This window comes from Prochlorococcus marinus CUG1417, from assembly GCF_017695975.1.
Taxonomy (GTDB): domain Bacteria; phylum Cyanobacteriota; class Cyanobacteriia; order PCC-6307; family Cyanobiaceae; genus Prochlorococcus_A; species Prochlorococcus_A marinus_AG.
Genome location: NZ_JAAORN010000001.1, coordinates 471,086 through 494,331, shown reverse-complemented (window position 1 = coordinate 494,331; position 23,246 = coordinate 471,086). Strand labels below are relative to the sequence as shown.

Annotated in this window: 25 protein-coding genes; 12 read left to right on the top strand and 13 right to left on the bottom strand. The window is 31.3% G+C overall.

Annotated features, from left to right (window positions below):
* Position 1 precedes the first annotated feature (1 nt).
* The gene (gene frr / locus HA140_RS02795) at positions 2–550 is read left to right on the top strand and encodes a ribosome recycling factor (RefSeq protein WP_209039634.1); all 549 of its coding nucleotides are present in this window, start codon (positions 2–4) and stop codon (positions 548–550) included.
* A complete protein-coding gene (locus HA140_RS02790) occupies positions 547–1,680 on the top strand; it encodes an NAD(P)/FAD-dependent oxidoreductase (RefSeq protein ID WP_209039633.1) in 1,134 nt (377 codons plus the stop codon). The genes frr and HA140_RS02790 overlap by 4 nt, the downstream gene beginning before the upstream one ends.
* Before the next feature lie 24 nt (positions 1,681–1,704).
* On the opposite strand, the gene tal is transcribed toward HA140_RS02790, so the two are convergent.
* From tal to HA140_RS02770, 4 genes are all read right to left on the bottom strand, one after another.
* Positions 1,705–2,706, bottom strand: coding sequence for a transaldolase (gene tal, locus HA140_RS02785; RefSeq protein WP_209039632.1), 1,002 nt, complete (start codon positions 2,704–2,706; stop codon positions 1,705–1,707).
* Between the two features lie 90 nt (positions 2,707–2,796).
* Positions 2,797–4,548, bottom strand: a complete 1,752-nt coding sequence (locus HA140_RS02780) for a peptidoglycan D,D-transpeptidase FtsI family protein (protein ID WP_209039631.1) — start codon at positions 4,546–4,548, stop codon at positions 2,797–2,799.
* On the bottom strand, positions 4,548–4,976 hold the full coding sequence (locus HA140_RS02775; RefSeq protein WP_209039630.1) for a hypothetical protein: 429 nt from the start codon (positions 4,974–4,976) through the stop codon (positions 4,548–4,550). Before HA140_RS02775 ends, HA140_RS02780 begins: the two co-directional genes overlap by 1 nt.
* An 84-nt stretch (positions 4,977–5,060) precedes the next feature.
* Positions 5,061–6,422, bottom strand: coding sequence for a CPBP family intramembrane glutamic endopeptidase (locus HA140_RS02770; RefSeq protein WP_209039629.1), 1,362 nt, complete (start codon positions 6,420–6,422; stop codon positions 5,061–5,063).
* 116 nt (positions 6,423–6,538) lie between these two features.
* Between HA140_RS02770 and HA140_RS02765 the strand changes: the two genes are divergently transcribed.
* Positions 6,539–7,867, top strand: a complete 1,329-nt coding sequence (locus HA140_RS02765; RefSeq protein WP_209039628.1) for a histidine phosphatase family protein — start codon at positions 6,539–6,541, stop codon at positions 7,865–7,867.
* 48 nt (positions 7,868–7,915) lie between these two features.
* Here the strand turns inward: HA140_RS02765 and lepB are convergent, their stop codons facing one another.
* The 5 genes from lepB to HA140_RS02740 form a co-directional block, all read right to left on the bottom strand.
* The gene (gene lepB, locus HA140_RS02760; RefSeq protein ID WP_209039627.1) at positions 7,916–8,575 is read right to left on the bottom strand and encodes a signal peptidase I; all 660 of its coding nucleotides are present in this window, start codon (positions 8,573–8,575) and stop codon (positions 7,916–7,918) included.
* A 29-nt stretch (positions 8,576–8,604) separates the two neighbouring features.
* Positions 8,605–8,961 carry a Spx/MgsR family RNA polymerase-binding regulatory protein gene (locus tag HA140_RS02755; protein ID WP_209039626.1) on the bottom strand — a complete coding sequence of 119 codons (357 nt, stop codon included), beginning with the start codon at positions 8,959–8,961 and terminating at the stop codon, positions 8,605–8,607.
* On the bottom strand, positions 8,958–9,512 hold the full coding sequence (locus HA140_RS02750) for an inorganic diphosphatase (protein WP_209039625.1): 555 nt from the start codon (positions 9,510–9,512) through the stop codon (positions 8,958–8,960). Before HA140_RS02750 ends, HA140_RS02755 begins: the two co-directional genes overlap by 4 nt.
* Positions 9,502–9,756, bottom strand: coding sequence for a hypothetical protein (locus tag HA140_RS02745; RefSeq protein ID WP_209039624.1), 255 nt, complete (start codon positions 9,754–9,756; stop codon positions 9,502–9,504). The genes HA140_RS02750 and HA140_RS02745 overlap by 11 nt, the downstream gene beginning before the upstream one ends.
* A 96-nt stretch (positions 9,757–9,852) precedes the next feature.
* On the bottom strand, positions 9,853–10,203 hold the full coding sequence (locus HA140_RS02740) for a resolvase (protein WP_209039623.1): 351 nt from the start codon (positions 10,201–10,203) through the stop codon (positions 9,853–9,855).
* Between the two features lie 175 nt (positions 10,204–10,378).
* Here HA140_RS02740 and HA140_RS02735 point away from each other — a divergent pair, with 175 nt between their 5' ends.
* From HA140_RS02735 to HA140_RS02720, 4 genes are all read left to right on the top strand, one after another.
* Entirely contained in the window at positions 10,379–12,181 is a 1,803-nt protein-coding gene (locus HA140_RS02735; RefSeq protein WP_209039622.1) for a proline--tRNA ligase, read from the top strand.
* A 27-nt stretch (positions 12,182–12,208) separates the two neighbouring features.
* Entirely contained in the window at positions 12,209–12,646 is a 438-nt protein-coding gene (gene psb27, locus HA140_RS02730) for a photosystem II protein Psb27 (protein ID WP_209039621.1), read from the top strand.
* A gap of 81 nt (positions 12,647–12,727) precedes the next feature.
* Positions 12,728–14,038 carry an adenylosuccinate synthase gene (locus tag HA140_RS02725; RefSeq protein ID WP_209039620.1) on the top strand — a complete coding sequence of 437 codons (1,311 nt, stop codon included), beginning with the start codon at positions 12,728–12,730 and terminating at the stop codon, positions 14,036–14,038.
* A gap of 15 nt (positions 14,039–14,053) precedes the next feature.
* On the top strand, positions 14,054–15,055 hold the full coding sequence (locus HA140_RS02720) for an adenosine kinase (protein WP_209039619.1): 1,002 nt from the start codon (positions 14,054–14,056) through the stop codon (positions 15,053–15,055).
* Between the two features lie 6 nt (positions 15,056–15,061).
* On the opposite strand, the gene cutA is transcribed toward HA140_RS02720, so the two are convergent.
* The gene (gene cutA / locus HA140_RS02715) at positions 15,062–15,367 is read right to left on the bottom strand and encodes a divalent cation tolerance protein CutA (protein ID WP_209039618.1); all 306 of its coding nucleotides are present in this window, start codon (positions 15,365–15,367) and stop codon (positions 15,062–15,064) included.
* A 13-nt stretch (positions 15,368–15,380) separates the two neighbouring features.
* Positions 15,381–16,181, bottom strand: coding sequence for a precorrin-6A/cobalt-precorrin-6A reductase (locus HA140_RS02710; RefSeq protein ID WP_209039617.1), 801 nt, complete (start codon positions 16,179–16,181; stop codon positions 15,381–15,383).
* Positions 16,182–16,209: 28 nt separating this feature from the next.
* Here HA140_RS02710 and HA140_RS02705 point away from each other — a divergent pair, with 28 nt between their 5' ends.
* Positions 16,210–16,635, top strand: coding sequence for a single-stranded DNA-binding protein (locus HA140_RS02705; protein ID WP_209039616.1), 426 nt, complete (start codon positions 16,210–16,212; stop codon positions 16,633–16,635).
* Position 16,636: 1 nt separating this feature from the next.
* On the opposite strand, the gene HA140_RS02700 is transcribed toward HA140_RS02705, so the two are convergent.
* A complete protein-coding gene (locus HA140_RS02700) occupies positions 16,637–16,819 on the bottom strand; it encodes a hypothetical protein (protein ID WP_209040227.1) in 183 nt (60 codons plus the stop codon).
* A 41-nt stretch (positions 16,820–16,860) separates the two neighbouring features.
* On the opposite strand from HA140_RS02700, the gene HA140_RS02695 reads away from it, so the two are divergent.
* The 3 genes from HA140_RS02695 (at position 16,861) to HA140_RS02685 (ending at position 19,420) form a co-directional block, all read left to right on the top strand.
* Positions 16,861–17,391: a DUF2854 domain-containing protein gene (locus HA140_RS02695; protein WP_209039615.1), complete on the top strand. Its 531-nt coding sequence runs from the start codon at positions 16,861–16,863 to the stop codon at positions 17,389–17,391.
* 64 nt (positions 17,392–17,455) lie between these two features.
* Entirely contained in the window at positions 17,456–18,307 is an 852-nt protein-coding gene (gene argB, locus HA140_RS02690; RefSeq protein ID WP_209039614.1) for an acetylglutamate kinase, read from the top strand.
* Between the two features lie 3 nt (positions 18,308–18,310).
* A complete protein-coding gene (locus HA140_RS02685) occupies positions 18,311–19,420 on the top strand; it encodes a DUF3153 domain-containing protein (RefSeq protein WP_209039613.1) in 1,110 nt (369 codons plus the stop codon).
* On the opposite strand, the gene priA is transcribed toward HA140_RS02685, so the two are convergent.
* Positions 19,421–21,697 carry a replication restart helicase PriA gene (gene priA, locus HA140_RS02680; protein ID WP_209039612.1) on the bottom strand — a complete coding sequence of 759 codons (2,277 nt, stop codon included), beginning with the start codon at positions 21,695–21,697 and terminating at the stop codon, positions 19,421–19,423. It abuts the gene before it with no gap.
* 323 nt (positions 21,698–22,020) lie between these two features.
* Between priA and rpoD the strand changes: the two genes are divergently transcribed.
* Complete coding sequence (rpoD, locus tag HA140_RS02675; RefSeq protein ID WP_209039611.1) at positions 22,021–23,202, top strand: RNA polymerase sigma factor RpoD; 1,182 nt, start codon at positions 22,021–22,023, stop codon at positions 23,200–23,202.
* The last annotated feature ends 44 nt before the right edge of the window (positions 23,203–23,246 follow it).

The window sequence follows — 23,246 nt, the reverse complement described above, 5'->3', positions numbered from 1 at the left end:
CATGAAAGAAAAAGAAATTCAAGAAAATATGAATAAAAGTATTGAAGCCACACAAAGAAACTTTAATACAATTAGGACAGGCAGAGCTAATGCTTCCCTGTTAGACAGAATAAGTGTTGAATACTACGGAGCAGAAACACCAATCAAATCACTTGCGTCTATAAGCACTGTTGATTCACAAACAATCTCAATACAACCTTTCGATATTTCTTGTTTACAAGCGATAGAGAAATCTATTTCTATGAGTGATTTAGGTATTACTCCAAATAATGATGGGAAAGTAATAAGAATAAATGTTCCTCCTTTAACAGAAGAAAGAAGAAAAGAATTTTGTAAATTAGCCTCTAAATATGCAGAGGAAGGAAAAGTGGCTTTGAGAAATATCAGAAGAGATGCAGTTGATAAAGAAAAAAAAGACGAAAAAGATGGCCTTATTTCTATTGACGAATCGAGAGATAATCAATCTGAAATTCAGAAAATTACTGATAAATATATTGCTTTAATAGAAACTAAATTGTCTGAGAAAGAAAAGGAAATTCTAAAAGTTTGATAGGATTTGACGTTGTAATAATTGGTGGAGGTTTATCAGGATCTTCCACTGCTCTTAACCTATCAAAGAAAGGTTATTCCGTTTTAATTATTGAAAAAGAAAAATTCCAAGATTACAAACCATGTGCAGGTGGGATGGCATCTTCAATGCAACAATTTCTCCCTTTAGACATAACAGATTCCATAGAATCAAAAATTAAAAATGTTGAATTCAGATGGAAGGCTGCAGATAATGTAACTGCTGATCTCACTGGTGAATCCCCATTTTGGATTATTAAAAGAGAAAAACTCGATCAATTATTACTTGATGAATCCTTGAGTAATGGAGCCCAGATAATGAGATCATTATTGATAGATAAAATCATAAAAAAAAATGATAAATGGGAAATTACTTGCAATAACAAAATAAAATATATTGCAGAATTTCTTGTAATTGCAGATGGGTCCCAATCGAAATGGGCGAGTTATTTCAATTTAGGGCCAAGAAATCCGAAATTTGCTAACACAATCTCATTAAGATTGAAAGGGTTAGGTGAAATACCTAGCGATGCAGTTAGATTTGAGTTTGGATTTATAAAATATGGTTTTGCATGGGCATTCCCCCTAAGAGAAAGCTTAAATATTGGTTTAGGTACTTTTATAAATAATGGTCTCTTAGAAAATCAGGCTATAAATAAACAAGTTATCAGAAGCTTCGGTTTTGATGATTTTCCCGATAAAACAATTAGTAAGAAACTGAGAATATGGAATGGCTTCCACTCAATTAATGGTGACAAAGTTTTAGCGGTTGGAGATGCAGCATCTCTGTGTGATCCATTTTTAGCTGAAGGAATTAGACCATCTTTAATTAGCAGTTTTTATGCTGCAGAATACATAGATCAGTGCCTATTAGGTAGGGTAGATGATTTAAATCTTTATACGAAAAAAATTAACAACATATGGGGGAAATCAATGGCTTGGGGGAGGAGAATAGCCCAAGTTTTTTATAGATTTCCCAGAACTGGATATCAATTAGGTGTAAAAAGAAAAACAGCACCTAAACGTATTGCTCAAATATTATCAGGAGAAATGAGTTATGAAGATATTGCAAAAAGAGTCATAAGAAGACTTTTAACAAAAAGTGGGACTTAATTCTTTTTCAATTCGAACTTAAATTTAGTTAGCAGAAATCAATTTATGATTTTTAATCTCTGAATATCTCTTTAGCAGCAACTCTTCCAATTCTTCTATAGCCTTACTGAATCCAGTGATGCCTTCACTAAGCTTTTCACTTGCCATTTGATCTTCTAACATACTTAATCTGAAATCTTTTTCTTCAAATTCGTAGTCAATAGAATTATTTATTTGGGTTCTTACATCTAATTTTCTAACTAACTCTCCTTTTTCTTTTTTAAGTTCCTCAAGAAATTTTGGTGCGATTGTTAAAAGATCGCAACCTGCCAATTCTTTTATTTCATCAAGATTTCTAAAACTCGCTCCCATGACTTCTGTCTTGAATCCCTTTTCTTTAAAGTAGTTGTATATTTGTGTAACTGAAATAACACCAGGGTCTTCAGCACCAACAAAACTAGTTTTACCAGTTTTTGCTTTATGCCAATCTAATATACGGCCAACGAAAGGAGAAATCAGAGTTATCTTTGCATTGGCACAAGTTACAGCTTGGCAGAAGTTAAAAAGTAAAGTTAAGTTGCACTTAATACCCTCTTTTTCCAAAATTTCAGCTGCCTTTATTCCCTCCCAAGTTGCGGCAATCTTAATTAGGATTCTTTCTTTTTCAATTCCAAAATTTTTATAAAGATTGATCAATTTTCTTGCTTTTTCTACTGTAGCTTCAGTGTCAAAGCTCAGTCTTGCATCAACTTCTGTAGATACACGCCCTGAAATAATTTTCAATATTTCTTTTCCAAAAAATACTGAAACTTGGTCAACAGTTTCTTTAATTAGTTCAATTTCAGAGAATCCTTGGGGCAATGCATTTTCTGAACTTTCTAAAGCTTTATCAATTAACTTCACATAATCAGGGTTCTTAGCAGCAGCAAGTATTAGCGATGGATTAGTGGTGGCGTCCCTTGGTTGAAATTTTTTTATCGAATCTAAATCTCCAGTATCAGCGACAACAACGGTCATTGAGGACAATTGTTCTAAAATTGATTTCATATCTAGATAATCATACATATACATAAACTAGCTTTTATTCCTGATGAAATCATCAGATAATGTACTAAATATTTATAAAAATGGAAATTTTTAGGGTTTTTTAACAATCATTCCGTGATCTTTAATATTAGGAGGTATTTTTTCAATAACTATCAAACTCTCGATAATTTCTCTCGCTACTGGTACTGCAACAGTTGAACCATATGCATATGATTTAGATGGCTCATCAACAACTACGAGGACAGCATATTTAGGATCATTAACTGGTAAGGTTGCTACGAAACTACAAACTTTTTTACTTGTATACGAACCATTTATGGCTTTTTGAGAAGTACCCGTTTTCCCCGCTATCCTATATCCTTCAATTTTTGCTCCAGATCCACTACCTTTATCAACTACACTCTCCATCCATTCAAGAACAATTTTAGAGACATCCGATGAAAAAAATTGTTTCTTTGGATTTTTATTAATTCTTTCCTTGAAAGTTGCGGTTACATGTGGAGTCACTTCAAAACCCCCATTTGCTAAAGCCGCATGAAGTTGAACCAATTTAAGTGGCGAGATTGAGAATCCTTTGCCAAAAGAAGTCACGGCAGGCTCAATTGATTGATTTACAAACAAATCTTTTCTCTTTAGTTGGCCAGCAGTTGATTCAAATAAGTCAGTCTCTAAATTTTTATTTATACCTAAGTTTTGTAACAAATCCCAATAAATTGTGGGGTCTAGATTTTGCATTATTTTTACCATCCCAACATTACTTGAAACTTGCAATACTTTTGGATAGTCAATGTATCCATTACCTTTTTTATCCCAATTCGAAAGTGTCCATCCTCCAACCTTAATCTGCCCAATATCTTCAACTAATCCATCTTTCTGGATTACTTTTTCTTCTAACGCCAAGGCAAGATTAATAGGTTTAAAAGTTGAACCAGGCTCAAATAAATCTTGAGAATACCAGCCTCTAAAGAGTTCAGAATCATACTGCCAAAATTTATTTGGATCATATGATGGGACAGTAACCAAGGAGAGGATCCGACCATTATTAACATCCATAACTATGGCAAATCCCTTCTTTGCTTTCCATTCGCTTACTTGCTTTGATAATGCATTGAATGACGCTTTCTGTAATTTTGAATCTATAGTTAGTCCTAAACTTTTGTAATCATAAATAAAATCACCTGGGGCCGAATTATCCGGTAAAGGAGTTCCATCTCCTCCTCTTTTTATTAAATTACTTTTATTAAAAACTTTAATTTGATTATCTAAATGAAGCTCTAAACCTGCTGAACCTTTATTATCATCATTAACAAAACCTACAAGATTAGAGTAAAGCTCTCCTTGGGGGTAATATCTCTGCGAATATTTAAACAAATCAAGTCCGCTTATTTGAAGATTCTTAATCTTTTCTGCCTTTTCTTCAGAAATCTTATCTAAAATCTTAATACCACTCATTTTATTATTAAATTTTTCTACGAGTATTTCATCATTAATATCCAAGATAGATGACAATTTTTTTGTAACTTCTTCAATACTGCGAACTCTGTTAATTGAATCACCCGGAAAATTAAAATATTCTGGATGGGCCCATAATTTGTAGAGAGGTTTATCGTAAGCGATTAGTCTATTATTCCTATCAACAATTGATCTCCTTTTTTTTAAGGCGTTAGTTTTAGAAGACTGTATTAATCTAGCTTTCCTTTGCAAATCAGATGCGTTAAAGACTTGCAATTTAACTAACCTACCAAACAAACAAAATATTAGTAGTAAACTAAAAACATAAATAAATTTAAATCTTCTTTGATCAAGGGGTGTTAGACGAACAATTTTTTTGAATTTTTTCATCAATATCCCTTTTGATATTTGCTATCTATAAAACCTTCAATAAAACTACTTAAATTTTTTTTAAATAAACTTTCTTTTTTTTCTACTAGTTTATCGAGATAGATTAAATCTTCAGGTTTTGTTTTTCTATAGATATTGAGAGACTCAAGTTCGCTAATATAAATTTCCTCAATTTTAGAAATATAATCAATGAGATTATTATTGATAGCTCTTGTTTTAGATAAGCTTTTATATGTATTTGACCATTTTCTTTGGCTATCAAAAGATAAGAAAAATAAGGTAAAAATTAATACCAATAGAGAGATATTAATAGTATCGAAAATTAGATGTATTAATTTGATATTGATTATGGATATTTTTTCGAAATTTTTTTTACTTTCATTTGAAACTTTTTTTTTAAAATTAAGTTGATTCCCATAAGGTTTCATCTATGATTTATTTTTAAATGAAAGAGGCGTTATTAATTAAATAAACATCTTTTTGTTTGATTCGCAAGTAAAAAATTAAGTTCTTTATGTCCTCAATAAGAACAAATTCAAGAAAGTCAATCCATTCCATAAAGAATGCATAATCACTGAAGAGAACAAACTTCCTGAAGCAATTCTTGTAATTCCCAATCCGATCCCTAGAACAAATAACGGTGGCATTTCTCCCAAACTTAAATGAGCTAATGCAAAGATAAAAGCAGAAACTATGATACCCGAAATTACTCCAAAATCTCTTGAAAGAGTTGGCAGTAAAATACCGCGAAATATAATCTCCTCGAATAAAGGAGCCAATAGAGTTGTTGTTACAAATAATAAAAAAAATGATAAGTAATTATTATTATTAAGAACAATTTCCAGCAAGGGGTTACTACCATTCTGATTATCGATCAGACTATTCATAATCAGAGAGATCAATAAAACAAAAGGAACAATTGTTAACCAACCTTTAATTCCCTGAATAATTGCATATTTTATTGGCAAGATATTGAACTGTAAATAATCCTTTTTAAAAGTAAATTCACCATTCAAGGATTTAATTTGATAAAAAACTATCCATAATGGCGGAATAGCCATAAAAAGATATCCAAAGAAAATTTTTAAAGATTGAGACAATTCATTAGAGATATTTTTAGAAAAAAGTTCAACCAAACTAATAGAAAACAAAGGTGATACCACTTCTCCTAAAACAACAAATCCACCTGCAATTAATAAAACCATATCTACTAATTCTAAATCTAAGGATTTAATTTCTTTCCAACCAAACTTTTTCAAAGATATGGTTTTCCATAATATTTTTAAAGCCAGAATAGAGCCAATAAGTATTGTTAAAAGTGGAATTAATCTTATGGCTAATATTTTAAAAAACATTTTTCTTGAAAATGATTTTGTTATTAATGCACTATCGTCAAAATCAAATTTCCTGCTTAAAAGGTGATATAAAAATCTATCACCTTTAAATAAATCAAATTTATCTGGATTTGCTTTATATGAATTATTATTAGATTTTTTTTCTATCTCATCAATAAGAAATTCAAAGTTTTTATCTTTAAAATCTTTGGATATATTTTTATAAATTAAAGAATCATTTGATTCTGAAGTGATTATTCGAATTAATTTATTTCTTTCTGTTAGCTCTTCAAATGAGACATCAGAGAGTGCTTTATTTATCTGATCAACAGGATCATTAATGATAAAAAATTTTTTAAGCTTTACAGGTATTGATTGGACAGATAATTCAGCAATTTCTTGCTCTTTTTGACTAATATCAAATGAAACAGACGGTCTATTTAAACTGTCTCTTAAGCCTTGTTGCCAAACAAAAAAAGTTATGACGATCGAAATAAAAGCTAATGTGAGTTTCGACTTAGAACTATTTTTAAAGATCATAACTTATTATATTCTTGAAAACTATAGTTAGTTATCATTGAATTTCCTTATATTTATATATCTATTTTAATCACGCCATGAGATGATTAAATTATCTTAATTTTCAAATTTATATAATGGCTATAAGATTAGTTTTAGTTAGGCACGGACTAAGCAGTTTCAATGCAAAAGGATTAATTCAAGGAAGAACAGACGATTCATTATTAACCGATGAAGGATACGAACAAGCCCGAAAAGCAGGAAAAGCATTATCAAAAATAAACTTCGATAAAATCTATTCCTCCCCACTTGTGAGAGCAGCAGAGACAGCAAAAACAATTAAAAAGGCCTTCAATAAAGAACAAAATATTATATTCGATGATAATTTGCTAGAGGTAGATCTTAGTGAATGGTCTGGTCTAAAAATTGATGAAATAAAAGAGAAATTTCCAGAAATTTACCCTATATGGAAAAATGATCCAGAAAATCTTATCTTAAAAAGAAATGACAATAAAACTCATAAACCAATTCAAGAGTTATTTTTTCAAGCAACAAATTTTGTAGAAGATATTTTAAAAATTTATCAAGACAAAGATGATATAAATATTTTAGTTGTTGGACATAATGCAATTCTCAGATGTTTAATACTCTTGTTATTAGGAAAGCCTAAGCAAGGTTTTAGAAAAATAAGATTAGAAAATGCTTCTTTCTCGATACTCAATATTTCAAAGAAAGATGATTCTTTTAATACTCAAATTGAATGCTTAAATCAAACTTCCCATCTTAATAAAAATATTCCAAATAAAATTGGAGATTCCAGAATATTTCTAATAAGGCATGGTGAAACTAACTGGAACAAAGAAGGTAGATTTCAAGGCCAAATTGATATCCCTTTAAATGAAAACGGAAGAGATCAAGCTAGAAGGACTTTTGAATATTTGAGAAATATTTCTTTCAATAAGGCATTTTCAAGTTCAATGCATAGACCTTATGAAACTGCACAAATAATCCTTCAAAATAAAAAAGATTTAAAAATTGAGAGAATAGATTCGCTTGTAGAAATCAGTCACGGATTATGGGAGGGTAAATTGGAAGCAGAAATTAGAGAAGAGTGGCCTAGTTTACTAAAAAATTGGCATGATAAACCTGAAGAAGTAATAATGCCCGAAGGTGAATGTATAAAAGATGTATCAGAAAGGTCAGTAGAGGCTTTTGACAAAATTTGTTTATCTCAAAAGGATAATGATCAAACTCTCATAGTTGCTCATGATGCAGTCAATAAAACTCTAATTTGTAATATCCTTGGGATTAATTATTCAAATATTTGGATGATAAAACAGGGTAATGGCGGCATAACTATAATTGATCTTTTTAATGATCCTAATAAGCCCCCTGTGATTAGCGCTCTTAACATTACAACACATCTAGGGGGAATACTTGATTCAACTGCTTCAGGAGCACTTTAAATTAAGCCTAGTTAAAATTTTGATAAATTTAGAGTCAGTTAAAAGGCTTCATTTACTGAAAAAGCCAACTTGACTAAGAGGCCAAAATCTGAAATATGCTTTACCAATTATTTCTTTTTTATGAAGAAATTTACTTCCAGGCCAATATCTTCCATCCCAGCTATTTGCCCTATTATCACCTAAAACCAAAAAATGATCTTCTGGCACTTTTATGTTTTCAAATTTACCACAATTATTAAATAGGGATAATGAGCACTTATTAGAGACATAGGGTTCAGGAATTAATTTATTATTTATTATTAATTCACCATTAGAGTTTACACTTACAATTTCTCCTGGAAGGGCCACCACTCTTTTAATATAAGCATCGCAAGCTTGATCCCTCAAGCCAGGAATAAACGACATTGGAGGGAAACTCATAAAAAAACAATATCTTTTTTTTGGTAAAGGCTTAGATCTTGATGAAATTAATTTTTTGTCAAACGAGTAAGGTGAGTTAAAAACAACAATATCTCCCCTTTTTGGTAAAGAGTTTCTTAGTGAAAATTTTTCAATAATTAACCTATCATTTATTTGTAATTCTGGGAGCATTGAACCAGAGGGGATATAACGTGGTTCTGCTAAAAATGATCTACAAGAAGAAACAAAAAAAGTTAATAGAATTAGTAGACCCCATTCTTTTAAAAAACTTTTTATGGAATTAGGCATAGGATTAATCAAGTCTTGATTTTCTAAACTTATATAAATTGTTTTGCATACTCAATTTCGTTAAAACCTAATATTACTTTTCCCCCTTCGTAAATCAAAAATGGTCTTTTTATTAATTTGCCATCACTTAAAAGAAGTTGAATAATTTCTTCCTTTGACAAACGATCAATATCAAGATCAAGAGTTTTAAAGGCTTTACCTCTTGTATTAAAAATCCTTTTCTTATCATCAGAGTATTGCTCTAAGGCTAGATTTAAATAATTAACAAGCGGAGGTTCTTTTACAATATCAATTAACTGAAATTCAAAGTCTTTGCTTTCAAGCCACTTTGCAGCTTTTCGGCATGTAGAGCATTTTAAATAACTATAAAAAATTATTTTTTTCAATTTAATTTACTAATATTTGATTTCTTAAGTACTTTAAAGTTCTTCTTTTTTAGAGGCATACAACTTTTCAATAAATTTTCAACTACATCAAAATCCCTCCAACCATCAATTTGAACTGTTCTTCCATCGAGTCCTTTACTTGTTCTAAAAAATTCTGCAACATCCTCAAGCTGATTAGGAGCAATTTGATTAATACTCACTATATTAGCCTGCCTAGGATTAGCCATAGGCACACATAAAAGTTTGCCATCATATGCACCACAATCATGCATATCCAAAACTCCAATAGGTCTAGCTTTTATTAGACAACCCGCAAAAGTAGGTTCATCCATTATCACCATTGCATCAAGTGGAGCTCCATCTTCAGCAAGGGTATTTGGGATAAAACCATAATCAAAAGGGTACCTAACTGAAGAATGTAATACTCTGTCTAGGGCCATTATTCCTGCGTCAGAGCAATATTCATATTTATTCCTACTCCCTGCAGGTATTTCAACAACAATATTTACTATTCCCTTCATTGGAGATGGAGGTATTGAACTAAGGTCCATCTTTTTTAAAATCGTGATTATGAATTATCTCGTTTCTTTGAGATAGAGGTCTGCCAATTAAAATACTTATTGAAGGTAAAAAAATTGTCAAAAAGGCAAAAATAATACCTAAAGATGTTATTGATAAACTCCTTATACTTAAGGGGTCATCATCATCTCTTTCAAAATCATTTCGAGGAGAACCATGAGAAGATTCTTCGCTTGATTTACTTTGAATAAACTGCTTTGATTTCGTGTAACTCAAGGACTCTTAATTGGTAAAGATTAAGGAGATAATTAAACATCATTATCCTACATTCAAAATGTCAATAAATCAAAACATTCATTGGTGACCTTTTAATTACTCTTTTTCTAGCAAAGACCTAATAGATTTTAGTTCGTCTAATATTTGCGCCAGTATATTTTGAGCAGCTGACGAAGGTGAATTAAAGACCTCTACAGTAACTTCCTTTATTCTTAGAATATCTTTTGCAAATCTTGCTACTTCATTAGGATGGAATTTTAAAGGATCTTTTTGATCAGTCCGAAATTCGGGATTTAATTTTCTTGGATTAAAACTAGGGTTTAGATTTCTTAAATCTGTATTTGTATACCTATAGACAGAAGCTCTTGATCTATTTAGGAATTTTTGAACTTCATCAATACCTACTAATTCCTCTTCACTAGAAATATTGGAATCTATATTTTCCATAAACTTAAGAAAATGATTAAGTAGTAATGAACTTTTTAAAGAGTTTGAACTTTATTACTGAAGAAGTTAGCAGAAAGAACATTCTTAGACTAGCCGCGTTGAGGGACTCAAGACACTTTGAATTATTTTTTCATCTTAATTGATAAAATTAAATATTATCTAAGGATTTTTTTGTATGCGCGTGACCACCTCATTTCCTCTGGGGACACTTCGTGACACACCTTCTGAAGCTGAGATTATTTCACATCAATTACTATTAAAAGCTGGGTATATTCGCAGAGTTAACAGCGGTATTTATGCATACATGCCAATAATGCTTAGAGTTATTGAAAAAATATCCGCAATTATTGAGAAAGAACTTAATAGTATTGGTTGTACAAAATTACTATTACCCCAACTTCATCCTGCAGATTTATGGAAAAAAAGTGAAAGATGGGAAGGATATACCGCAGGTGAAGGAATAATGTTTAATCTCAAAGATAGACAAGGCAAAGAATTTGGTTTAGCACCAACTCACGAAGAGGTGATAACGAGTATTGCATCAGAGACCATCAACTCCTATAAGCAATTACCTCAATGTTTTTACCAAATTCAGACAAAATTTAGAGATGAAATAAGGCCAAGGTTTGGATTGATGAGAAGTAGAGAATTCATAATGAAAGATGGTTATTCTTTTCATTCTTCAGAAAACGATCTAGCTTCTTTCTATGAAAAAGTGGGCAATGCTTATGAAAATATTTTTAAATCTTGTGGACTGCAGACAGTAGGGGTTGAAGCTGATAGTGGAGCAATTGGCGGTGCTTCATCTAAGGAATTTATGGTCACTGCTGATGCTGGGGAAGATTCCATTTTGTTCACTCAAAGCGGTTCTTATGCTGCCAATATCGAAAAAGCTGTTTCTCTACCATCTCAACCTATCCCACTAAAGGATAATATTGCAGAGTGGTTGGAAACGCCTAATCAAAAAACAATCCTAGAAGTTTGCAGTAATAATAATTTAGACCCAAGTCAAATTGTTAAAGTAGTAATATTCCTTGCACAGTTCGAAGGTAAATTTGAGGTCCCAGTTCTTGCATGCATAAGAGGCGATCAACAAATTAATGAAGTAAAGCTTTTTAACTTAATCAATAAACTTCATCACTTCAATCTCCTTAATCTTAAAAAGATTGAAGACAAAAATACTATCGAAAAAAATCTAGTTGATTTACCCTTTGGTTTTATCGGGCCAGATTTAGATAATAAAACTATTAAAGCTAGTTCTAATTGGAAAAAAAAATGGACAAGAATAATTGACCATTCTGCAAGTGACCTTTCAAAGTTTATAAGTGGTGGGAATAAAGTTAATTTCCATAAAGTTTTTCAAGAATTTTCTTTTGATTCAAAAGACTATCTAATTGGGGATATCAGAAATGCCAAAAAAGGAGATAAAGTAAATATTTATGATGATGAAGAACTTAAAGAAAAAAAAGGTATCGAGATTGGACATATTTTCCAACTAGGTCAGAAATATAGTGAAAAATTAAATGCAAAGTTCTCTGATAGGGACGGTCAGTTAAAAAATTTATGGATGGGTTGTTACGGAATAGGAGTGACAAGAATAGCTCAAGCGGCTATCGAACAGAATCATGATCAAAAAGGAATTTGTTGGCCTATCCAGATTTCTCCTTTTGAAGTTATTATTATCCCAACTAACCTAAAAGATCCTATTCAAGGTGATCTTACTGAGCAAATCTATAACAACTTTTTAATTAATAAAATTGATGTCCTTCTTGATGATAGAAACGACAGGGCTGGAGTTAAATTTAAAGATGCGGAATTAATTGGTATTCCTTTTCAGATAATTATTGGCAGAGATTCAATTAATAAAGAAGTAGAACTTTTATGTAGAACAAATAATACTAAGCTTAAAATTAGTACTGATAAATTGTTAGAAACATTTATTTCCGAATCTGAAATAATGTACAATAAAAAGTCCTGAGGCTTATTTTTTTCTGGGAGCAAAGTTATGTTACTGAAATTGACATCAAAATTATTTTTTAAGAATCTTATCAAAGCTATATCTTTTGCAATATCCTTAATTGTTGCTTTTACACTATTTAGTTCCCCTTCCATAGCTGCAAAAACCGCTATGACAGGTGACTATGCAAAGGATACAATTTCAGTCGTTAAAACATTACAAACAGCTGTTGATACTCCAAAAGATTCTCCAAATAAAGATGAAGTGAGAAGTGAAGCTCTTACACTCATAACTGACTATATTTCAAGATATAGAAATAGAGGGATGGTGAATAAAACACAATCATTTACCACAATGCAAACAGCATTAAATGCTATGGCAGGTCATTACAAAAACTTTGCAAGTAGACCTTTACCAGATAAACTTAAAGAGCGTTTAACAAAAGAATTTTCTCTTGCTGAAAAAATGGTTCTAAGAGAAAGTTGATACAATTCATTTACTTTTTAAAAGTAAACCAAGATTTTTGAATATATTAGATATTCGCACAAAAATAATGCTCTTCTAAAATTGGCTAATGTTGTTGTAATCGGAGCCCAATGGGGTGACGAAGGAAAAGGTAAAATAACGGATTTACTTAGTCGTTCGGCAGATGTTGTTGTTCGCTATCAAGGGGGAGTAAATGCAGGTCATACTATAGTCGTAGATGATAAAGTTTTAAAATTACATTTAATTCCCTCAGGGATACTTTATAAAAATACTTCTTGTCTAATTGGTTCGGGAACTGTTGTAGATCCAAAAATCTTGCTTAAAGAAATTGATATGTTAATTGATAATGGAATTGATATCTCAGGATTAAAAATTTCATCAACGTCACATGTAACAATGCCCTACCATCGAATATTAGATGAGGCGATGGAGGCTGATAGAGGTTCAAACAAAATTGGGACCACAGGTCGTGGGATTGGCCCAACTTATGCGGATAAATCACAAAGAAATGGAATTAGGATAAGAGACTTGCTCAATAGGGAAAGGCTAAGTGATGTAATCGAAATTCCATTAAGAGAAAAAAACGGTCTACTAGAAAAAATCTATGGAATTAAACCACTCAAATTAGAAGATATTATTGAAGAATATCTTGACTATGGGGAAAGATTATCAAAGCATGTTGTTGACTGTACGAGGACTATCCATGCAGCCTCAAAAAACAAGAAGAATATTCTTTTCGAAGGTGCTCAAGGGACTCTACTTGACTTAGATCATGGAACTTATCCTTTTGTTACCTCATCAAACCCTATATCAGGAGGGGCATGTATTGGTGCTGGAGTGGGTCCAACTTTAATTGATAGAGTCATAGGTGTAGCAAAAGCTTATACCACAAGAGTAGGTGAAGGGCCATTCCCAACTGAATTACAAGGAAGTATTAATGATCAACTATGTGATAGGGGCAGTGAATTTGGAACCACTACTGGGAGAAGGAGAAGATGTGGGTGGTTTGATGGAGTTATTGGTAAATATGCTGTATCTGTAAATGGTCTTGATTGTTTAGCCGTTACTAAACTTGATGTGTTAGATGAATTGGATGAGATTCAAGTTTGCATTGCATATGATCTCGATGGAGAGGAAATAGACTACTTTCCTACAAATTCAGATGACTTAAAAAAATGTAAACCAATCTTCAAAAAATTAAAAGGTTGGCAATGTTCAACTGCAGATTGCAGAAAACTATCTGATCTCCCAGAGAATGCTATGAATTATCTAAGATTTTTAGCTGAACTAATGGAGGTTCCAATTGCCATCGTCTCGTTGGGGGCGAATAGAGATCAAACTATAGTAATTGAAGACCCAATACATGGTCCTAAAAGAGCACTGCTAAGGTAATTTAGTTCCGAATTAATGAAGGAATCCTTTAGACATTTTGAACATAAAAAAGTTGATCTCATTGGTCTGGGAAACGCAATAGTAGATATTATTGTAAATATTGAAGATGAGTTTCTTGAGATAAATAATCTGGATAAAGGATCAATGAATCTAATTAATTCTGATGAATCTCAGAGATTGTTAGAAAATTGCAAAGTGATCAAACGAATTTCAGGTGGTTCCTCAGCAAATACCGTTGTTTCTTTAGCAGAATTAGGCAATCATGTTCAGTTTATAGGAAGAGTGAAAAATGATCAATTTGGTAATTTCTTTTCTGACGATATAAAAAAAAGTAAAACAATATTTAATACTCCACCAACTATTGAAGGTGCTCCAACAGCTCATTCAATTATTTTAGTTACACCTGATGCACAAAGAACTATGTGCACTTACCTAGGAGCATCTGTGGAGTTTGAACCAAAAGACATTGACTTTAATGTAATTAAAGAAAGTAAATACTTATATTTAGAAGGATATTTATGGGACAGCGAATTAGCTAAAAAAGCTTTTATTAAAGCCGCCCAAATTGCAAAACAATCTAGTACAAAAATAATTCTTTCTTTGTCTGATTCATTTTGTGTAGATAGACATCGTGAGAGTTTCTTAGAATTAATTTATGAATATGTAGATATTGTTTTTTGTAATGAATCCGAAGTGTTAAGTCTATTTAAAAATGATAAATTATCAAGCTGCCAAGAAGACCTATCTTCCCTATGTGAATTAGTCATAGTAACTCTTGGAAGCAATGGTTCTCTTATAGTTAACAAAAATAATGTTGAAATAATTGAATCAATAACGAAAGGCAAGATAATTGATACTACAGGAGCGGGAGATATCTATGCGGGAGGATTTATCCATGGATTAATAAACAATTGTTCCCTCAAAAAATGCGGAGAGATAGCTTCAATTTGTGCGGGGCAAATTATTACGCAATTAGGATCTAGATCGGATATTGATCTTAAAGAGTTAATAAAATAGATGTAATCAAATAGTCTTATTCAACCAATCATAATATTTCATCTCAGCATGGTATTTTTTGTAAATAATTTGAGGGACATCATATGTGGAATTTTTATTTACGAAATCAATTAAACAATCTTTAAATTCTAGTTTACTTTTTATAGTAATTTCAAACTCTTTAGTTTCTTGAATATCATCATCCCACTCATAAACTGAAAAAATTTGCTTTATGGAAACACAAGCTGCAATTTTTTCTTTTATGAGTAATTTAGCCATTCTCACAGCATTTGTTTTACTTGATTCAGTTGCGATAATAACTAATATTTCCATAATGAATTAAACATCAATAATTTGATTTAATTATGTGATTAATCAAATCCTTGTATTGATTGAAAGAGTAAGAATAATCATTTTTTATTTTTGGCCTTTTAACCAAAAATAACTTCATGTTACTTCCAGAAATAATCCTTTCCCAGTTTTTCTGAGAATAACTTCCTGATTCTCTGCATAGAACATAATCTATCTCCCAAAAATCACAGAGTTTTTTTTCTAAGATTCTTTTATTATTTTTACTCGGTTTAAGTATCGCTATATTTGAATTTTTAATACATGATCCAAAAGCTTTGGTTATACTCTCATAGGTAGGAAGTACCCTTGTAAATACATTTGCCTTACACTTCATATAATAATTAGCTGTATCGCTAAGGAATCTTGAACCTATTGCCAGAAGAATATTCTTATTCTCTAGATCAACGTTATTTATATCCTTTAAATCATCAATATAAGAAAAATTATTAGTGTTTTTTATTAGAGAGTTTCTCTCAAATAGAAAGAAAGGTGTATTAATCTCTTTACATGCATTATTAAGATTTTCAGAAATTATAACGGCAAAAGGATGAGTAGCATCGACAACGAATCTGATTTGATTTTTTTTTATAAAATTAATTATTTCATCTTTATTATTTAATTTACCTGTAATGATATGTAACTTTGGATTGTCAATATAAGCTTGACCAGCTTTATAAGTTAAAACACTTGCAAAAACAGAATAATTTAGTTCGAGAAGCATATTAGCTATCACAGGTCCATCAGAAGTTCCTGATAGGATCCAAACATTTTTATAGCAATTTCCTTGATTCTGCATCAGTATATCTTTAATTAAATAAGAAGTAATGAATCATTGTTTAATCCAGGGAGTAATTAATAGCGCTCCCCAAATGAGGTATACCAAAGAAAACCAAACTCCCATTGCAGAAATGATTGTTAATTTTAAGGGATTACGTAGTGAAGATCCTACCAGAGATCTAAAGATCATAGGTTGGGGAAATATTGCCCAAGAAATGGTAGATGAACTCAAGGAGGGTCAAAATATTGTTATTGAGGGACGCCTGAAAATGAATTCTGTCACTAGAAAAGACGGAACAAAAGAAAAGCAACCAGAACTTACAGCCTCAAAAATTCATCAAATAGGACCAGTTGACGCTATTAAATCTGATGAAAAAGAAAATAATGAGTCAATTGATAATAAAGAACCCTCCAAAAAATCTAATTGGGATAGTTCACCTTTGGTTCCCGAAGTTGACGAAATACCTTTTTAAATCAAATATCAACATTATTTTCTTGAACACTTATAATTAGCTTACTTATTTTTCTTTCAAGCGCCGCAAGTTCGCTTCTGATTTCTGTCCATTTACCCTTATCAAGATTTTCTAATAACCATGCTCTATCTTGATCAAGTTTGAAAATTAAATCTTCTTGATTTGCAGTATTCAGATCTAGCATAATTCTTGTTAGCCTATTAAAGTTCATTCTACTAAATCAAAATGAAGAAGTACTTATCGCCCGGAAACGTAATAGTAACCGCTGGGGGTATATTAGCTTTTGTTGGAATGACTGCTTATTTCACAGACTCAGTAAATTTAAGTGTACCTACTTTTTTTTATGGAGTACCTATTTTTTTAATTGGATTAGGTTTAAAGACTTCGGAGATACCTCCTGTAGAGTTATTTAACAAGACAGATTTTGTTACAAATAAATTTAATAGACCAAAAGAGTTAACAGCATTAGTTAAAGATGTTACGAGATGGAGGTACGGTATAAAAGCTCATCTTGAATCGTCATTAGAATCTTTAAATTTGTGGGATGAGGATAATCCCCCTCAACTAAAAGAAATAGAAGAGATTACGAAGGAAGAAAAAAATGGTCTCAGAATGCGTTTCGAATTAAATGCTGTCCCTCTAGAAAAATGGATTGAAAAACAAGAAAGATTAAACAGGTTTTTTGTCAAAGGTCTTGAATCAGAATTTATTATCCACGATAATAAAAAAGAATTTGATTTTATTCTCTTTTATTGAATATAGCGATATATTCGTAAAAACCTAATTTTTCAATTTAATCAATTTTTAATGATTTTTAATAATGAATGATTCTCAAAGAGTATCAATATTAAGCGAAGCTCTTCCATATATACAAAGTTTCTCAGGTAGAAAAATTGTCATCAAGTATGGTGGATCTGTCATGGAAGAAGATGACTTAAAAAATGCTTTTTTTAGAGACATAGCACTTTTATCAAGCGTGGGCGTGTGTCCGATAGTAATTCATGGAGGTGGACCCGAGATTAATAATTGGTTAAAGAAATTAGAAATATCTCCTAAATTCGAAAATGGATTAAGAATCACTGATCAAAAAACAATGGAGATTGTCGAGATGGTTCTAATGGGTAGGGTTAACAAACAAATTGTAAAAGGCATTAATAAAACTGGATCATTAGCTGTGGGCATATCAGGTCTTGATGGGAACTTAATTCAATCTAGAGAATTAGGAGATGGGAGTCATGGGTTAGTGGGAGAGGTTACAAAAATCAATCCTGAAATATTAGATCCTCTTATTTCTAAAGGATATATCCCTATTATTTCTAGTATTGGATCAACCATGGAAGGTATTTCACATAATATTAATGCAGATTTTGTTGCTGGAGAAATTGCTGCTGCAATAAATGCAGAAAAACTTATTCTTCTTACTGATACTCAAGGGATTTTAAAAGAAAAAGATAACAAAAATAGTCTTGTTGAAAAAACGAATCTCAAAGAGGCAAGAAATTTAATTGATAAAAAAATTGTCACCGAAGGGATGATTCCAAAGACAGAATGCTGCATAAGAGCTTTAGCACAAGGAGTCAAAGCTGCTCACATAATCGATGGAAGAATAGAACACGCATTACTTCTTGAGATTTTTACAAATTCTGGAGTAGGTACAATGATAGTTGCGTAACCTATGAAAACTTATGAGCAAGTTTTAGAAACAGTAGAACTTGCTTTGGCCAAAGGAGAGTATCAATATTGTATTGAATTTCTTTTACCTATAATCGAATCATTTTCTTTATCAAGCAAAGAGGGGGTAAATTTAAGAACAATTTTAATTACTGCTCTTTGTGGTATTAATAAAAAGGAGGAGGCTAAAAGATTTTGTAAAGAACTTCAAAAATCTTACGATAATAAGACTAGAGAAAATGCAAAATATTTGATGGAAGTTATAGATTCTCCTGACATTAAAAAGCCAGAAAATTGGAACGTACAGTTTGAAAGCGATCCATCACTAAATAAAAAATCTCTTAACTCACTGCGCAAAAAAAGAGAAATTTTGGAGAAAAAGAAATTTATTAACGTAACTGAAATTCCAACTGGTGAAACAAAACCCTTTCAGAAAGGCTTTTCACTGATCATTTTTTTAATACTATTATTATTAATTCCACTTTTAAGTGGCTGCGTTAAAGTTGAAAATACACTTGATCTTAGAGACATTGATTCAATAAACAATAATTTAGTAATAGAAAGTAAATACATAAAGAAATTTCCTTGGCAATTAAAATTCGAAGAGAACATGAAAGATATTTTTCCTGACGTAGAAATTGAACAAGACGAATCAACCTTTTCTATGAAACATAAAAATCTCAATCTTGAAGATACAAAGCAAGTTCTTAAAATCACCCAAAATACAGCTGGAGAATTGGCAGGAGGATCAACAAATATAGAAATTAATACTAATCAAAAAGATTTTATTTTTTTTAAAAAATACTTTTACAGGGTAGATTTGGATCTGACTTCTATTGAAGGTGTTGATAATTTAGAACTCATTTTTAAAATTGTACACCCTAATAAAGCTAACCTTATTGGTAAAAATAATTCAAATTTAGAAATCACAAAAAATCTTATAATTTGGAATTTAAATCAAGGACAAATAAATAGTCTTGAATTTTCTTTCTGGAGCCTCAATAAACTTTTGATTGGGATATCTACTATTTTAATTATTATTGTATTAGCTTATTTATTAAGATTCTATAGATTTAAATTAGGTACAGATTTACCTCAACTTCCATCAAAGTAATTACAACTCTGCTGGATTAACATCAATTGTTAAAAAAACATTTTTTGGAATAAGTTTCCATAATATTGATCTATCAGGTAAAGGTATCTTTGTTCCTTCAGGACCATGTATTAATATCTGCCATCTAAATTTTTTTCCAACTTTAGCAATTAAACTAGGAGCAGGGCCAATTAATTTCCAATTCTTTTTCTCACAAAAATTGACTAGATACTTTGCTAATTTAATTGCAATTGATTCAGTTAATTCGTAATTTTCACCTGATAATTTAAGAAGGCAAATCGAGCAAAATGGAAATAAATTAGTATCTTTTCTCAATCGAGAGTTTTCAATTAAGAATCTTTCATAATCTCTTTTCTGAAGATACGAAATTACCGGGTGGTTAGGTTTATATGTTTGAAAAATTACTGTTCCTTTTTTTTCAGCTCTGCCTGCCCTGCCAGCCAATTGTAAAAACAATTGTAAAGATTTTTCTTCTGCCGAAATATCTGGGCGATGAAGCAAACCATCTGCTGCAACAACTACTGAAAGAGTAATATTGGGGATGTCAATCCCTTTCGCCAACATTTGAGTGCCGACAAGAATATCAGCATCACCTTTAGAAAACTTTAAAAGGATATCTCTATGACCATCCTTTCCTGATGTTGTGTCTCGATCAAAGCGAAGTACTTTTAAGTTAGGAAATTCTGCATTTAAAAACTCTATAACCCTTTGTGTCCCTATTCCAAAAGGTTTAAAGGCAGTTGAATGACAATCTGGGCAACGATTGATCAATCTCGATTTATGATCACACCAATGACATCTCAACCATTTTTTCCCTTGCGAACCGAGATGCACTGATAAAGGAACATCACAGTTGGGGCAATTTATTAAATATCCGCAATTTCTACAACTTAAAAACCCACTATGCCCCCTCCTAGGGACCAAAATTATTGCCTGCTCATTTTTTAAGTGAAGTTGAGAAAGCAATTCTAATAATTCATTGGAAAAAATTTTCATATTTCCCTTCTTGAACTCATGGCGCATATCAATAATTCTTATGTCAGGCATCTCATTACTAGATATCCTTTGAATCATTCTTACCAATTTAAAATCCTTATCAAAAATACACTTTTTCCAAGTCTTCATTGATGGGGTTGCACTCCCAAAAATCAACTTTGCAGAATTCCTTTTTGCTATTTCAATAGCAATCTCTCTTGCGTCATAACAAGGCATAGGACTATCTTGTTTATATGAAATATCATGTTCTTCATCAATTATTATTAATCCTAGATTTTTAATTGGAAGAAAGACTGCGGACCGTGTTCCTATTACTATTAAAGGTTCATTAGCATTAATAATTTTCTTCCAAACAGCAGTTCTATGAATAGAAGAACAGTTACTATGATATTCGTAAACAACATTATTAAATCGCCGACTAAACCTATCAATAAGTTGAGGAATTAGTCCGATTTCTGGGGCGAGTATCAAACAACTTTTCTTCTTTAGAAATTGATCTTCAGCAATTCTCATATAAACTTCTGTTTTACCTGAACCTGTTTCGCCCCATAGAAGTAATGCATCTCCTGGTTTCATTGTTTGAAATTCTTGAAATACAATTTTCTGCTCATTTGTAGGATTTGGTTTTTTCGTTGCAATATGATCATCTAAAAAGGAATTTAATTTAGTACTGTAATTTTTTTTTCTTTTAGATTTGACAAGGTAATTTTTACTGACCATTGAGTTGATCAGAGTGTAATTAAAACCAGACTTTATTAATTCACTTTGCCAATTACCTTTTTCATACAAAGTATTCATTAAAAAAAATTCTTTTTTGGTTAATCCATTCTTCTTAATATCGAATTCTTTTTTAGTTTCAATCCATATTTGATCTTTTAAGCCTTGAGAAATTTTGTTATATTTACCAATCCAGCCAGGAGGAAATGCAGTTTTAAACATTTTTAAATTACTAACCATATAAAAAGAGGCGAGGGACTCTATCCATTCTCTCCAAGAGTTATCAATTATTTTTTTCTGCAAAATACTTTCAACAAACAAATATCTTATGCTTTTCCCTCCAGTAATATAAGATTCGTCTTTATTAATTGTCGAAAATTTTTTTTTGGAGATCACTAACCCATTCAATAATCTTCCTCTTAGTCTCACACTTACAATATCCCCAACTTCTGCCCCAAGATTATTTCCATCTAAATAGAAAAAGCTTTCATTACTACTACCTGTATCGAGCAAAATTTCCAATTTGCAGGAAATATTTAATAACTGATTACTTGCCGGCTTCAAAACTTTTTCTTAGTATTGGATTGTTGAACATTCCACAAAGTGTTTTTTGCACATTGTAAGTATCCTGTTCTTAAGGGAGACATGAAGCTTTGATCATTGACTTAAAATTCAAAAAATGATCTGCCTGTCTGAGAAATCCCAAGACTTTTTACTTTAGGTAATCTATAGCACTATTTAAATTTTTCAACAGTTTAAAAAACTTTTTTATTCAAATTCCTGAAAAAGTTCTTTTACAAATTAATGGGGAAATTTACTACTAAATGTACAAATTAGCCCTAAATAAAATTTAATCTAGTTAAATTCACCGTAGAAAGGAGTCTATCATGTGTCCAGTAGCAGCAGAATCAAAGAATTCCAAGACCAGCTCAAAAAAAAAGATCAATAAAAAAATTAATACAAACTTAGGAACAGTTGTTGAAGAAGATAATGATAAAAATAGTCAAAGCTTAGAGACATCTTCTCAGTTAAATCAAAGCAGTATTGAAAAAAATAATGAATTTAGTGATTCTGAAGAAGAAGATAAAGGGCTTGGTAATATTAAACTCGGCCCAAAAGGTATCTACACTGAAGATTCAATAAGAGTTTATCTTCAAGAAATTGGAAGAATTAGACTTTTAAGACCAGATGAAGAAATTGAACTTGCAAGAAAAATTGCTGACTTACTCCAATTAGAAGAACTGGCAACTCAATTTGAGTCAGAAAAAGGACATTTCCCTTCAGTTAGAGAATGGGCTGAGTTAATAGATATGCCTCTTCCTAAATTCAGAAGAAGACTTCTTTTAGGAAGAAGAGCTAAAGAGAAAATGGTTCAATCAAATTTAAGATTAGTGGTTTCCATAGCTAAAAAATATATGAATAGAGGTTTGTCATTTCAAGATTTAATACAAGAAGGAAGTTTGGGCCTCATTAGAGCAGCCGAAAAATTTGACCATGAAAAGGGTTACAAATTCTCTACTTATGCTACTTGGTGGATTCGTCAAGCCATTACTAGAGCAATCGCAGACCAAAGTAGGACAATTAGATTACCAGTTCATCTATACGAGACAATATCTCGAATTAAAAAAACTACAAAAGTTCTTAGCCAAGAATTTGGAAGGAAACCAAGTGAAGAAGAAATAGCTGAAAGCATGGAAATGACAATTGAAAAATTAAGATTTATAGCTAAAAGTGCTCAGCTACCTATTTCCTTAGAAACTCCAATAGGTAAAGAAGAGGACTCAAGACTTGGAGACTTTATAGAGGCTGACATAGAAAATCCAGAGCAAGATGTTTCTAAAACTTTATTAAGAGAAGATTTAGAGGGAGTCTTAGCAACTCTAAGTCCAAGAGAACGAGATGTTCTGAGGTTGAGATATGGAATTGATGATGGAAGAATGAAAACTCTTGAAGAAATTGGACAGATTTTTGATGTAACAAGAGAAAGAATTAGACAAATTGAAGCAAAAGCCCTCAGAAAACTAAGACATCCAAATCGAAATGGAGTTTTAAAAGAATATATTAAATAAAAAAGGTTAAATATAATTTTCAGCTTGGAAAAGTTGCAAAAGAA

Excerpts from the sequence above, each read along its gene's own strand:
- HA140_RS02740 (WP_209039623.1), bottom strand. The coding sequence starts at position 10,203 with ATGGAAAATATAGATTCCAATATTTCTAGTGAAGAGGAATTAGTAGGT.
- HA140_RS02720 (WP_209039619.1), top strand. The coding sequence starts at position 14,054 with ATGAAGGAATCCTTTAGACATTTTGAACATAAAAAAGTTGATCTCATT.
- tal (WP_209039632.1), bottom strand. The coding sequence starts at position 2,706 with ATGAAATCAATTTTAGAACAATTGTCCTCAATGACCGTTGTTGTCGCT.
- HA140_RS02695 (WP_209039615.1), top strand. The coding sequence starts at position 16,861 with ATGAAGAAGTACTTATCGCCCGGAAACGTAATAGTAACCGCTGGGGGT.
- psb27 (WP_209039621.1), top strand. The coding sequence starts at position 12,209 with ATGTTACTGAAATTGACATCAAAATTATTTTTTAAGAATCTTATCAAA.
- HA140_RS02750 (WP_209039625.1), bottom strand. The coding sequence starts at position 9,512 with ATGGACCTTAGTTCAATACCTCCATCTCCAATGAAGGGAATAGTAAAT.
- lepB (WP_209039627.1), bottom strand. The coding sequence starts at position 8,575 with ATGCCTAATTCCATAAAAAGTTTTTTAAAAGAATGGGGTCTACTAATT.
- HA140_RS02770 (WP_209039629.1), bottom strand. The coding sequence starts at position 6,422 with ATGATCTTTAAAAATAGTTCTAAGTCGAAACTCACATTAGCTTTTATT.
- argB (WP_209039614.1), top strand. The coding sequence starts at position 17,456 with ATGAATGATTCTCAAAGAGTATCAATATTAAGCGAAGCTCTTCCATAT.
- rpoD (WP_209039611.1), top strand. The coding sequence starts at position 22,021 with ATGTGTCCAGTAGCAGCAGAATCAAAGAATTCCAAGACCAGCTCAAAA.
- HA140_RS02700 (WP_209040227.1), bottom strand. The coding sequence starts at position 16,819 with ATGCTAGATCTGAATACTGCAAATCAAGAAGATTTAATTTTCAAACTT.
- HA140_RS02780 (WP_209039631.1), bottom strand. The coding sequence starts at position 4,548 with ATGAAAAAATTCAAAAAAATTGTTCGTCTAACACCCCTTGATCAAAGA.
- HA140_RS02735 (WP_209039622.1), top strand. The coding sequence starts at position 10,379 with ATGCGCGTGACCACCTCATTTCCTCTGGGGACACTTCGTGACACACCT.
- HA140_RS02775 (WP_209039630.1), bottom strand. The coding sequence starts at position 4,976 with ATGAAACCTTATGGGAATCAACTTAATTTTAAAAAAAAAGTTTCAAAT.
- cutA (WP_209039618.1), bottom strand. The coding sequence starts at position 15,367 with ATGGAAATATTAGTTATTATCGCAACTGAATCAAGTAAAACAAATGCT.
- HA140_RS02705 (WP_209039616.1), top strand. The coding sequence starts at position 16,210 with ATGAATCATTGTTTAATCCAGGGAGTAATTAATAGCGCTCCCCAAATG.
- HA140_RS02765 (WP_209039628.1), top strand. The coding sequence starts at position 6,539 with ATGGCTATAAGATTAGTTTTAGTTAGGCACGGACTAAGCAGTTTCAAT.
- frr (WP_209039634.1), top strand. The coding sequence starts at position 2 with ATGAAAGAAAAAGAAATTCAAGAAAATATGAATAAAAGTATTGAAGCC.
- HA140_RS02710 (WP_209039617.1), bottom strand. The coding sequence starts at position 16,181 with ATGCAGAATCAAGGAAATTGCTATAAAAATGTTTGGATCCTATCAGGA.
- HA140_RS02685 (WP_209039613.1), top strand. The coding sequence starts at position 18,311 with ATGAAAACTTATGAGCAAGTTTTAGAAACAGTAGAACTTGCTTTGGCC.